Source organism: Psychrobacter sp. PP-21, from assembly GCF_033790785.1.
Lineage (GTDB): Bacteria > Pseudomonadota > Gammaproteobacteria > Pseudomonadales > Moraxellaceae > Psychrobacter.
In genome coordinates this window covers 1-12,716 of sequence record NZ_JAMYEB010000006.1, presented here as the reverse complement: position 1 = coordinate 12,716, position 12,716 = coordinate 1, and the positions used below count along the sequence as shown (strand labels likewise).

Sequence of the window (12,716 nt, the reverse complement as noted above, 5' to 3'; positions counted from 1 at the left end):
TACAGAACAATCAAGCACATAAAACCAGACAAACACATAAAATCAAATAACAAGGACAATAATATGTCAGATATTACTACTGTGAACCCAGCTACGGGTGAAGACATCAAAAACTACGATTACATGAGCAACGAAGAAGTCAACAAAATCGTTGATGCTTCTCATAATGCATTTTTAGAGTGGCGCACTGTGAGCCATGAAGAGCGTGGACGTATTATCAAAACTATCGGTGACAAACTGATGGAGTATAAAGAAGAGCTGTCTAAGCTCATGACTGAAGAGCGTGGTAAGCTATATAGCCAAAGCGTACAAGAGCTAGGTCTATGCAAAGCGATTTGCGACTACACAGCTGAAAACGGTGTTGCTTCTTTAGCTGATGATGTACGTGATATCGAAGGTATGAAAAAAGGTCTTGTGACCTATCAACCGATTGGTATCATCTATGGTATGCAGCCTTGGAACTTCCCAGCGTATCAGGTATTCCGTTATACGATTGCTAACCTGATGGCTGGTAACAGTGTATTGCTAAAACATGCTTCTAACGTCACTGGCTCAGGTCTATTGATTGAAAAGATTCTTCATGAATCAGAATTACCAAATGATTTATTCCGCACTATCTTGATTGATCATGATCAATCAGAAGAGCTAATCGGAAACGATAAAGTACGCGGTGTGACGCTGACTGGTAGTGATGATGCCGGCCGTATCGTTGGACAACAAGCAGCCAAAGCAATCAAAAAAGCCGTATTAGAGCTTGGTTCTAACGATGCTTTCATCGTTTTAGAAGATGCAGACATAGATACCGCTGTGGAAACTTGTACTCAAGCTCGCTTGATCAATAATGGTGAAACTTGCGTAGCAGCGAAGCGTTTCATTGTAGTTGACAGCGTATATGATGAATTTCGCAAGCGTATCGTAGAGAAGTTTGAAGGTACCAAATCTGGTGACCCAATGGATGACAGTTCAGACATCGGTCCATTAGCACGTGCAGACTTGCGAGATCAGCTGCATGAGCAAGTAGAACAAAGTGTAGCCAAAGGTGCCACGATTGCTGTTGGTGGTAAAGTACCAGAAGGTAAAGGTAGCTTTTATCCAGCAACTATCTTAGAAAATGTCGAGAAAGGTCAACCTGCCTATGACGATGAATTGTTTGGTCCTGTAGCCTCGCTTATCCGTGCAAAAGACGAAGATGATGCAATGCGAATTGCTAACGACAGTCGCTACGGTCTAGGCGGTGCAATATTCTCAAAAGACGAAGAAAAAGCAGTGCGCTTGGCCCGTGAGCAATTCGATACAGGTATGGTCTACGTCAATGGCTATGGCTTAGCAAATCCTGCACTACCATTTGGTGGTGTGAAAGACTCAGGCTATGGTCGTGAGCATGGTGGATTTGGTATCAAAGAGTTTGTAAACATTAAAGCAGTTCACGTATTTTAAAATGCCGTGTAAGCGTGATAAGCGATCATTTATGATTTAGTTTGTAAATGGTCATCAAAAAAAGCCCAGTGACTCATAATGAGTGACTGGGCTTTTCTTTATGTAATTCAAAAGTAATAGCTCAAGTAATTGATATTATTATATATCAATGCACCAACATTCTTATTCGTCAATGAGTAATTGCAATGGTAGGGTTGGTAAATATTGCTTAGCTTGTGATGAAGTATTATTTACTTCAAGGGATAATACATTCTTTGCCAGTAGTAATATCGTCCACGGTAGTAGCTGATGCTCAAGCTTCTGTACCCGTGACTGTAAACACTCCGCTGTATCACTGTTACCGACACTTAGTACTGCTTGCGTCAGCACTTGACCTGCATCCAGCTCGGCTGTCACTTTGTGAATACTACAGCCATGATAACGATCACCCGCTTGTATGACTCGTCTATGAGTCTCTAAACCTTTATAAACGGGAAGTAGAGATGGATGTAAATTAATCATGGGTGCTGGTACATTATCGATAAATGAACCGCTCAATACCCGCATAAATCCAGCCAAAACAATCAGATCTGGTTGCCATGCGACAAGCTGCTCATTGGCATGGGCTTCAAAGGTCTTGATGCCCATGCGTTTGCCACTCGCAACGTGCGACAAAACAGCAACTGGAATATTGGCATCTTTAGCACGTGTCAATGCATAAGCATCTTCGCGATTACTAATGACGCCGACAATTTCTATCGGTAGCGCACCTGCTTGCATAGCATCTATCAGCACTTGTAGGTTACTACCACTCCCTGATACCAAAACAGCAATACGTAATGGCTTGATAGGCTGGCTTGTCTGATCAATAGACATTAACGGTATACCACCGCATCCGCTTGGTCATCAGTGCTACGTTTGATCATTTCACCCAATTGCCAAGCGTTTTCGCCAGCGTCAGTCAATGTCTTGATAGCTGCTTCTGCTTTGTTTTTAGGAACCACGATGACAAAACCAACGCCGCAGTTGAATGTGCGGTACATTTCACTTTGCGCGATATTACCTTGGGTCTGTAGCCAAGTGAACAGTTCTGAGAACTGCCAGCTGTTTGTATTAATGCTGGCCGCTAGGTCATCAGGCAATACGCGTGGTAAGTTATCTGTTAAGCCGCCACCTGTGATATGTGACATCGCATGAAGCGCTGAGCTACCAAGAGTATCTTGTAGCGCCTTGATGGCTTTTACATAGATACGAGTAGGCGCCATGAGAGCGTCTTGAATAGGCTGACCATCTAATTGCTCATCGCTATTGGTCACGTCAACACCGCTAACTTCGATAACTTTTCGTACTAGTGAGTAGCCGTTTGAGTGTGCGCCACTTGAGGCAAGTGCAATCAGTACATCACCTTCTGCGACATTTTCACCAGTGACGACCTCTGCTTCTTCTACCACGCCCACACAAAATCCAGCGAGATCATAGTCATCATCTTGATACATGCCTGGCATTTCAGCAGTTTCACCACCGATGAGCGCACAGTTAGCTAGTTTGCAACCATCACCAATACCAGTCACAACCGTCGCCGCAACATCGACATCCAGCTTGCCAGTTGCATAATAATCTAGAAAGAACAATGGCTCTGCACCGCAAACCAATAGATCATTGACGCACATCGCGACCAAATCAATACCAATAGTGTCATGACGGTTGAGTTGTAATGCTAGTTTTAGTTTGGTGCCGACGCCATCAGTACCAGAAACTAATAGTGGCGAGGTATAACCTGTTGGGATACGGCATAACGCACCAAAACCGCCAAGTCCACCCACGACTTCAGGACGAGTAGTGGCTTTTGCAACGGACTTGATACGCTGAACCAAAGCATCACCTGCATCGATATCAACGCCAGCGTCTTTGTAGCTTAAAGAAGGCTTGTCACTCATAGTCATCTCACAGTTGGGGGTAGATAATTGGGATTAAAAAGTAAGGGAGTCAATCACGCTACAATCAGCGCTATAAAGTTTAATGGCAAAGTTTACAAACAGTGGGCGCATTATACCCAAAAATAGACCGCACTCGCAAAGCAACTTACCGATATTTGGCTAAGTTTTGCATTAAGTGGCAAATAAGTTGCTAAGAAACAAAAAATGACTGATTCTTCGTTGGATTCTGCGATAATAGAACGCTAAATTTATTGCTAATGATTGTCTAAATGATGATTTAAGTATCATTAGTATGTCAGTCGATGAGTACCAAAGAATACACAGCCATATCAAAAAAATCTTGTTAAAGATGCTCGTCGATTACATACCGAGTTCTTTGACCAAAAAGTACTCAATCATTTAATAAATCGCTGTTGTCTCACGCTTTGTCACTATCTCAAACCCGCTTAATAATAGGAGCATCCAGCATGATGAATCAGTCAATAGATCCTTTTTTTCGACGTTTATTCATTGTCGTGGTTCTGGTGGTGGCTGTATTCCTCTTATATCTAATGCTGCCTGTGATTGTGCCATTCATCTTTGCCTTTATGCTCGCTTACTTATTTAATCCTTTAGTAAAGCGGCTATCGAGATATCTTAAGCGGTGGGTTGCGATTATTATTGTCTACTCGACGATCACATTGGGCATGGCGCTATTATTATGGTGGTTGATACCGACATTATGGAGTCAGCTGCAAGCGGCTTGGGATTATCTGCCTAAGATATTTAATTGGTACAACCAAGTTGTGCGAGAGTGGTTTAATAGCAATACTCGTGTCCAATTGCCTCAATTACAGTCTAAAGAGTTCTCTGATACATTGGTCGATTATATGCAGACGAACTATAAGTTTGCTGATGCTAGTACCATGATGAGCCAAATTTTAACGTCAAGTATGAATTTCATTAACAATGCAGGCCTTATTGTATTGGTGCCGATTTTAACCTTTTACTTCCTGTTTAATTGGGATCAACGTTTGCATACATGGAAGATGGCAATACCAGGACCTTATTGCAAACAAGTCATTGGTATCGCAAAAGAATGTGATCAAGCATTGATGGCTTTTATCAAAGGTCAGTTGTTGGTGATGGTACTACTGGGTGCTATTTATGCGATACAGTTACAGCTCATTGGGTTGGAGCTTGGTCTTATTATCGGTATGGTAGCCGGTATCGCTAGTTTTGTGCCTTACTTAGGTTTTGGTATCGGGTTTATCGCCGCTATCATTGCCTGCTTATTTCAGTTTGGGCTCAACTGGACATATTTGTCATTGGTTGTTGGGGCGTTCTTGGTTGGACAAGCCGCAGAAGGCTATATTCTGCAACCATTGCTATTAGGTGATAAGATTGGACTATCACCACTATGGGTCATATTTGCGGTATTAGCAGGGGCAAGTTTATTGGGTTTTGTTGGTATGTTAATTGCGCTACCTGTATCTGCTGTCTTGAATGTATTGTTCCGCCATTTGTATGCCCATTATCGTACGACTGACTTTTATAGAGGTCGCAAGCAGCTGGCGTTGTTTGAAAAGAAGTAAATACTATAACGTTGGATGTTCTGGATAAATAGGGTGTAAATGCTCACAACGTTATAATGGAGCAGTAAACGAAAAGGCTGAGTAGGTAAAAGACTTGTCAGTCATTTTACAAATATGTTATATATAGGCGCAGTGTTGATAGTATCAGTCGCTACGATAATCGTTTCATAAAGATTGAATTTCATCAGTGGCTTTTCATCACTAGGTTTTTAGTCATTGAATTGACCTATCAAAAAACTATATTTATCACATACATTTATACCGGATGGCGCTGATAGCACTTAATGTAGTGTTAAAGCCGTTTATCCTTTTTCTATTGTACTTTTATATTGCGCTACGCAACACGAGTTGATGATTCATGGCAGAAGCACAGCTAAGTCTCAATCTGGACATTAAGCATGATGCAAGTCTCAGCGACTTTGCCGGTCCTGGTTGGATGTCTATTATTGATGCAGTACGACAGTTACATGTCGGCCTGATTGGTCAGCTATATCTGTTTGGTAGCCCTGCCACAGGTAAGTCTCATCTGCTTTCTGCTATTTGTGAATCGTTTATTGAGATGGACAAGTCAGCAATCTGCTTGTCGCTTAATGAGTTGATTCATACCGATGTCCATGTACTATCTTCTTTAGAAAACTTTGATCTTATTGCTATCGATGATTTAGAAGTGCTTGAGCAAAGCAGTCAATGGCAAGAAGCCTTATTCCATCTGATCAATCGTAGCCGCGAGGGGCAGCGTCAGCTGTTGTTTGCTGCCAATAAACCTGCTGATGATTTACCCTTTCAATTGAGGGATTTGTTGACGCGTCTGGCACAAGCGCCTACCTTCAAAGTCCCTACTGGGCATGATTTGGCAGACAGGCAAGCGTTGCTACAGTCTATCTTGCGTCGACGCGGTTGGCAGTTTGATGATCGAATTATTGATTATTTGTTGACAGAAGGTCCACACCGGATTGGTGCGATGATGGACGTGCTCAACTACATTCAGCCAATGTTCTCTAATCTTGGGCGTAGCAATATATCAAAAGCAGTGATAAGTGATGCGCTCAAAACGATCGATGAGCAGACGCTTGCAGCAGAGCTTGCTGATATCGCTCAAGAGACACAAGTAGATAACGAGACAACGGATCAAGATCAACATACGATGCCGCTTGATTTTTAGTATTTATAATTTTGGTAGTCAGAATTTTAGCAGTCAGAACACGAATAACCGTAAGAATACGAATTGTTTATCCAACATGCTTTTACTATTAATGGAACGCCTTATGAAATCGAATATTTCTTTGCTAAAAAAATTAACTATCGGGTCGTTATTGGTAGGTGCCACTTCGGTCTCTATGATGTCACAGGCAGCAGTGACAGTATTGGTTGATGACAATATTAAAGTCACTGCCATTAATGGACAGGAAATCAAACAGAGTGCGTTTCAGCCACTAACGAAGACATTTACACTCCAGCCAGGTCAACACGCAATCACGGCCAAATACGACCGCTTGTATAACTTACCTCGTGATGAGCATGACTACTTGCGTTCAGGTAATGTTAGTGTGACCGCACAACTGGCTGATAACCAAACGTATCGTTTGACCATGCCTAATCAGCCAGAAGACTATGAGGCAGCCAAAGATTATGCCGATCAGCCAACGCTTGCTATACAGCAAAATAATACGGTTATTGCCAGCCAACAAGGTATGGTTGGTAACAAAGGTGGCTTGTTCTCAGGACTTGGTAAGGCAATAGGTGGTGTGTTCGGCGGTGCAGGCGATGCTGAGTTACAGAACCAGCGCGCGATTGCATCATTGGATCAGCCAGCAGTTACGAATGCAAGTCCAGCAGCGATGCCTAAAGGCAACGTCAATACGACGACTGCTGTCCAGCAAAGTGCAAATGTAAGTACGTCTACCAATACGTTAGATTCATTCATGCAAATTTGGCTACAAGCAACGCCTGCTGAGCGTGAAAAAATGCGTCAATGGATGCAAAAATAGCTCTCTTCTTTTATAATCTTGACAATAAAAAAGCACCCTACGAGGTGCTTTTTTGTTGTTTGAATTTTGGTAGTCATTTAGTCAGGGTTAATCATTACTAACCTAAAAATGCATTATACATCCATACCAGTTTTTCTTGCTCTTGTACGTAGGCATCTACAAGGTCAGCTGTACCTTGGTCATCGCTTTCTGCTGCTAGAGAAGACACTTGGCGCTGTTCAGTGATTAGGGCTTGCAGACCATTTACTACGCCTTTTACACAAGTTGTGCCATCTTTAACGTTTTTGTCTTCACTGATGCTGGTATGCTGAGAAAAATCGCTATAAGCGTGAAGTGGTGTGCCGCCTAATGTTAGGATGCGCTCAGCAATCTCATCAATCTGTAATTGTAAAGCAGTATATAGCTCTTCAAATTGAGGATGCAACGTAAAGAAGTGCTCACCTTTTACATTCCAGTGGTAGCCACGTACGTTCAAGTAAAATACGTGGTATGTTGATAGTAGGTTATTTAATTGTGCAATAACTTCGCTCATGTCTGCTTTTTCTAAGCCGATCTGGTTAGTAGCATTGTTAGAATTACTCATAGTATTATCCTTATAATGTGAGTGTTGTGATACGTAATAAAGAAGAGTTTTGGTAGCTTAAATCAATAGAGATCAGGTTGGTAAAAAAAGTGATTCAATTCTACTAATCACTGTTCATACCAGCTATTTCTCTATGTCTGTCTTCTTTTGATGCTTATAATAATAGCAAACTATCATTAATAAGTTAAATTTAATAAATGCAATTTTACGATTGGTTTTATAAAAGTAGAATCAAATTTCTCTATCGTTTTCCTAAATGATAGAGAGCCCTAATTACAGCTATGCTGGTGGCTGCAAGTTTTCAGGGTTCAATCCTTTCACAGGAACCACTTCTTGTAGATGTTGACGAACAGTGTCGATTGGAAATTTCTGCGCTTGCAAGCGTTTCGGTACGATTTGGCTGCCTTGTTGACCTTTCAACTCAAACATCATAAAGATATAGTCGTCAGTCTCATCCCAGCTTTTGATAGCAGTCCAAGGAATAACGGCTTGTTGAGTTGCGCCTGCACGCATCTGCATACCGCGCATTTGTGAGTTTTTCATCATATCAGGTTGGTTGCTTGGCATTGCCATAACTAAACCATGCTTTTGTACACCCAGCTTCATCTGACGCATCTCATCTGGCATTTCCTGATCGGCGACTTGTTTTTCAAACTCTCTTTTTACATACCATTTAAAACCCAACGTACGAGCCAATAAATAAATCACTACACCAACGAGCATTAACCAAAATATAATGGTTGAGTAGCCGGTCACAAAGATGAGTCCTGCAATGGCAAGTATCACAACCACTGCCATAATGATCCATTCTTTGGTCTTAAAGCTTGATAGACCAAAAGAGGGGCTGGCACTGGCAAACAGTTCATACTGTGCTTGGTGAAATTCCGCCTCAGTCAGATTTAAGGCGACAGGTTGGAGCGTGTAAGGGTACAGGGCCATAAAGGTTTCTCAAATACTTGTGTTAAAAGTGTTGGGTTTGTATCGCCAAAGCCGAGCTATGATGCGCCACTTGGCTGGAGGCGAATAAAGGTATGCGCTTATCTTACCGAAAAGTACTCTTAAATGAAACATATAAGCAAGGCTGTTCGCTGATAGGGGTGATATTAATGATTTTATAAGGGTGAGCGAGGGGCGTTTAGGTCGGTCAAATCTTTGAATATGATCCTGAGATAAATGCAACCTGCTAACCATAACGGAAATGGTCGCTCAAAAATAAACCTACAGCCGCCAAAAATGACCAAAACATGGTCAAATCTGCTGGGTCTTGGTATTATAGCGGCTACAAGATATGTTGGTACAAGACATAACGCCATAGCCCGTTGTCACAAAGACAGTGATAGCGAGACGTTGGGCAACTATTATATTAATAAACCTTTTATTCACCTTTAGTGTTACAGGCAACTACTATGATTGATCCGAAACTCTTACGCGGCGATTTGAGCGACCTACAGCAGCAGCTAGCCACCCGTGGTTATGAGCTTGATATGGCGTTCTGGCAGACGATTGAAAACGAGCGTAAGTCGCTACAAGTTAAAACTGAAGAGTTGCAATCGCGCCGTAACGCTGGTGCTAAGCAAGTAGGTGCTCTAAAAAAATCAGGCGAAGATGCCAGTGAGCTATTGACTGAGATGCAAAGCGTTAGCGGTGAGATTAAAGCTGCGGAAGACGAGCTACGTACCCTACAAGAGCGTATCACTCAAGCAGCTTTGCAAATTCCAAATATTCCGGCGGCAGATGTGCCAGTGGGTACGTCAGAAGACGATAACGTAGAAGTGCGTCAGTGGGGCACGCCGCGTACGTTTGATTTTGAGATTCAAGATCATACTCATATCGGTGAGACGCTTGGTATGCTTGACTTTGAGGCCGCGACCAAGTTGACTGGCAGCCGTTTTAACGTGCTAAAAGGTCAATTGGCGCAGCTGCATCGTGCACTGATTCAATTTATGCTCAACACCCATACCATGAAATACGGCTATCTTGAGACCTATGTGCCTTATATCGTCAATAGAGATAGTCTAAAAGGGACGGGTCAGTTGCCTAAGTTTGAAGATGATTTATTTAAGCTCAGCAATCACACCAATAACGATGAAATGGATTTTTATCTCATTCCAACCGCTGAAGTGCCAATGACCAACTTGGTACGCGGCGAACGCTTGGATATCAAAGAGCTGCCATTAAAGTTCACGGCGCATACACCATGTTTCCGTAGCGAAGCAGGTTCGCACGGTCGTGATACTCGCGGTCTGATCCGTCAGCATCAGTTTGAAAAAGTGGAAATGGTCAATGTTGGCACCGCAGAGCAGTCTGATGACTTGCTAGAGGCGATGACTGGACAAGCCGAATACATCTTGCAGCAGCTTGAGTTGCCGTACCGCACGGTACAACTCTGTACCGGCGATATGGGTTTTGCTGCACAAAAGACTTATGACATTGAAGTATGGTTACCAAGCCAAGACACTTATCGCGAAATCTCTAGCTGCTCTAACTGTGGTGATTTCCAAGCGCGCCGTATGGGTACGCGTGTCAAAGATGGCAAGCAAACCAGCCTTGCGCATACCCTAAACGGTTCAGGTTTAGCGGTTGGCCGTACGCTACTAGCAGTCATGGAAAACCATCAAAATGCTGACGGCAGCATTACGATTCCAGAGGTACTGCGTCCGTTTATGGGCGGTGCTGAGACTATTTTAGTTTAACCAATTGACTATCAGTAATGAGCTGCTTGTTACTTATAACGTAAATTAAAACCTATAACGACTTATCGGTTAACAAAACTGATGTGAGTCATTGCTAAATATAAACGGTCTTGTCACCGCATTTTTGGCTAGGCTCATAGCAAATATGTTAAAATTGCATTTTTATTTTATAGCCTATCCACTGATGACGCCCGCCGCGTTTTTGGTGGATTATCCTTTGAGTAAACCTTCCTCTTATCTTTATACGACTCATTCGAATATTAGGACACTCTATGCCAGCTCCAATTAGCGAACGTAAACTAGCCAATGCCATCCGTGTACTGTCGTTTGACGCGGTTCAAAAAGCCAACTCTGGACATCCGGGTGCGCCAATGGGTATGGCTGATATTGCCGAAGTTTTATGGCGCAAATTTTTGAAGCACAATCCAGCAGATCCTAATTGGCACAACCGTGATCGCTTTGTACTGTCAAACGGTCATGGCTCGATGCTCATTTATTCATTGCTACATTTATCAGGTTATGACGTGAGCGTTGATGACCTAAAAGGTTTCCGCCAGTTGCATTCAAAAACCCCAGGTCATCCTGAACTTGGCTACACGCCTGGCGTTGAGACGACGACTGGTCCGCTAGGTCAAGGTATTGCCAATGCCGTTGGTTTTGCGATTGCAGAGAAGACGCTCGCGGCTCAGTTTAACCGTGAAGGCCATAATGTCGTTGACCATAACACCTACGCATTCTTAGGCGATGGTTGCTTGATGGAAGGTATCAGTCATGAAGTGTGCTCGCTCGCTGGCACGTTAGGTCTTGGCAAGCTGGTCTTCTTCTATGATGACAACGGTATCTCAATCGATGGTAACGTCGAAGGGTGGTTCACTGATGATACCGAAGCGCGTTTTGAGTCTTACGGCTGGCAAGTTATCAAAGTTGATGGCCATGATACTGATGCCATCACGCAAGCAACTGAGCAAGCAATTGCAGAGACTGCTAAGCCAAGCCTCATCATTTGTAAAACGACTATCGGTGCTGGTAGCCCAAACAAACAAGGTTTAGCGGCCAGTCATGGTGCACCGTTAGGTGATGATGAAATCGCCTTGACACGTGATGCGCTATCTTGGAAACATGCGCCATTTGAATTAGCTGATGAAATCTATGAAGCGTGGGATGCTAAAGCCAAAGGTGATGTACAGCAAAAGAACTGGGACGCAGATTTTGAAACGTATAAAAAAGCCTATCCAGAGCTTGCTGCAGAATTGTCACGTCGTCTAAATGGCGAATTGCCTGCTGATTTTGCTAGCCAAGCACAAGCTTATATTCAGCAAACTCAAGAAGCGGGTGGTGATGTTGCTAGCCGTAAAGCCAGCCAAAACGCTATTAATAGCTTGCAGCCATTATTGCCAGAACTATTAGGCGGTTCAGCGGATCTCGCAGGATCGAACCTCACGCTATTTAAAGGTGCGAAAGGCATCGAGAAAGACAGCGACGGCAACTATATCTATTACGGCGTACGCGAATTCGGTATGACCGCGATTGCCAATGGTATTGCACTGCATGGCGGCTTTATCCCTTACGTAGCGACTTTCCTCATGTTTATGGAATATGCACGTAACGCGGTACGCATGGGTGCACTCATGAAGCAGCGCGTCATCCATGTCTATACGCATGATTCTATCGGTCTGGGTGAAGACGGCCCAACGCATCAGCCAGTTGAGCAATTGACTAGCCTACGTACCACGCCAAACCTACGTACATGGCGTCCGTGTGATGCAACTGAGTCTGCCAGCGCTTGGGTAGAAGCGATCAAATCAGAAAACAATCCATCCGCATTGATCTTTAGCCGTCAGAGCTTGCCACATCAAGCGCGCGATAGTGAGCAAGTAGCGAACATCACCAAAGGTGGCTATGTACTGGCAAAAGAACAAGGCGAGCTAAAAGCCATCATCATCGCGACAGGCTCAGAAGTTGGTCTAGCGATGGAAGCGTACGAGACACTCAGCGCAAATGGCGTTGGCGTACGTGTGGTGTCTATGCCGTGTGCCGAGATTTTCGTAGAGCAAGAGGCGAGCTATCGTGAAGCCGTATTGCCTGCCAATATCCGTGCTCGCGTCGCAGTAGAAGCCGCGCATGTGGATTACTGGTATAAGTTCGTTGGTTTAGATGGCAAAGTCATCGGTATGACGACTTATGGCGAATCTGCACCTGCCAGTGATTTGTACAAAGAGTTTGGTATTACGACTGACGCTGTGGTTGAAGCGGTAAATAGTTTGGTGTAATAACTCCGACTTAGTTAAAGTTTAAAGAAAGAGTCACTAGAGAAATCTGGTGGCTTTTTTTATGTTTGGATTTTAGTTTTGGAGCTAATCTTGTTTGTTGCTACTAAATATAGGTATGAGTCTATGGTTATAGTCACCTGACCACAAAAATGTTATAAAATAAATCAACTAAACGATTACCACAATAAATAACCATGACTTACTCCCTAGATTATCGCAAACAAGTCTTAAAAAGCTTAGATGAGGGCATGACCT

10 protein-coding genes are annotated in these 12,716 nt (G+C 43.3%); 6 read left to right on the top strand and 4 right to left on the bottom strand.

Annotated elements, in window-relative coordinates:
* The first annotated feature begins 63 nt into the window (after positions 1-63).
* Positions 64-1,437 (top strand): NAD-dependent succinate-semialdehyde dehydrogenase, encoded by a 1,374-nt coding sequence (locus NJD71_RS07110; protein ID WP_319051254.1) that lies wholly within the window; start codon positions 64-66, stop codon positions 1,435-1,437.
* Positions 1,438-1,599: 162 nt separating this feature from the next.
* Here NJD71_RS07110 and purN read toward each other — a convergent pair whose 3' ends face one another.
* Positions 1,600-2,292, bottom strand: a complete 693-nt coding sequence (gene purN, locus NJD71_RS07105; RefSeq protein ID WP_319051253.1) for a phosphoribosylglycinamide formyltransferase — start codon at positions 2,290-2,292, stop codon at positions 1,600-1,602.
* The gene (gene purM, locus NJD71_RS07100; protein ID WP_319051252.1) at positions 2,292-3,353 is read right to left on the bottom strand and encodes a phosphoribosylformylglycinamidine cyclo-ligase; all 1,062 of its coding nucleotides are present in this window, start codon (positions 3,351-3,353) and stop codon (positions 2,292-2,294) included. Before purM ends, purN begins: the two co-directional genes overlap by 1 nt.
* A gap of 467 nt (positions 3,354-3,820) precedes the next feature.
* Between purM and NJD71_RS07095 the strand changes: the two genes are divergently transcribed.
* From NJD71_RS07095 to NJD71_RS07085, 3 genes are all read left to right on the top strand, one after another.
* A complete protein-coding gene (locus NJD71_RS07095) occupies positions 3,821-4,927 on the top strand; it encodes an AI-2E family transporter (protein WP_319051251.1) in 1,107 nt (368 codons plus the stop codon).
* A 358-nt stretch (positions 4,928-5,285) separates the two neighbouring features.
* Positions 5,286-6,089, top strand: a complete 804-nt coding sequence (gene hda, locus NJD71_RS07090; protein ID WP_319051250.1) for a DnaA regulatory inactivator Hda — start codon at positions 5,286-5,288, stop codon at positions 6,087-6,089.
* A 103-nt stretch (positions 6,090-6,192) separates the two neighbouring features.
* On the top strand, positions 6,193-6,915 hold the full coding sequence (locus NJD71_RS07085) for a DUF2057 family protein (protein WP_319051249.1): 723 nt from the start codon (positions 6,193-6,195) through the stop codon (positions 6,913-6,915).
* Between the two features lie 97 nt (positions 6,916-7,012).
* On the opposite strand, the gene NJD71_RS07080 is transcribed toward NJD71_RS07085, so the two are convergent.
* Together NJD71_RS07080 and NJD71_RS07075 are read right to left on the bottom strand one after the other, a co-directional pair.
* The gene (locus NJD71_RS07080; protein WP_319051248.1) at positions 7,013-7,498 is read right to left on the bottom strand and encodes a Dps family protein; all 486 of its coding nucleotides are present in this window, start codon (positions 7,496-7,498) and stop codon (positions 7,013-7,015) included.
* 279 nt (positions 7,499-7,777) lie between these two features.
* Positions 7,778-8,437, bottom strand: a complete 660-nt coding sequence (locus NJD71_RS07075) for a YcxB family protein (protein WP_319051247.1) — start codon at positions 8,435-8,437, stop codon at positions 7,778-7,780.
* 467 nt (positions 8,438-8,904) lie between these two features.
* On the opposite strand from NJD71_RS07075, the gene serS reads away from it, so the two are divergent.
* Positions 8,905-10,191: a serine--tRNA ligase gene (gene serS, locus NJD71_RS07070; RefSeq protein ID WP_319051246.1), complete on the top strand. Its 1,287-nt coding sequence runs from the start codon at positions 8,905-8,907 to the stop codon at positions 10,189-10,191.
* Between the two features lie 272 nt (positions 10,192-10,463).
* Entirely contained in the window at positions 10,464-12,461 is a 1,998-nt protein-coding gene (gene tkt / locus NJD71_RS07065; RefSeq protein ID WP_319051245.1) for a transketolase, read from the top strand.
* The last annotated feature ends 255 nt before the right edge of the window (positions 12,462-12,716 follow it).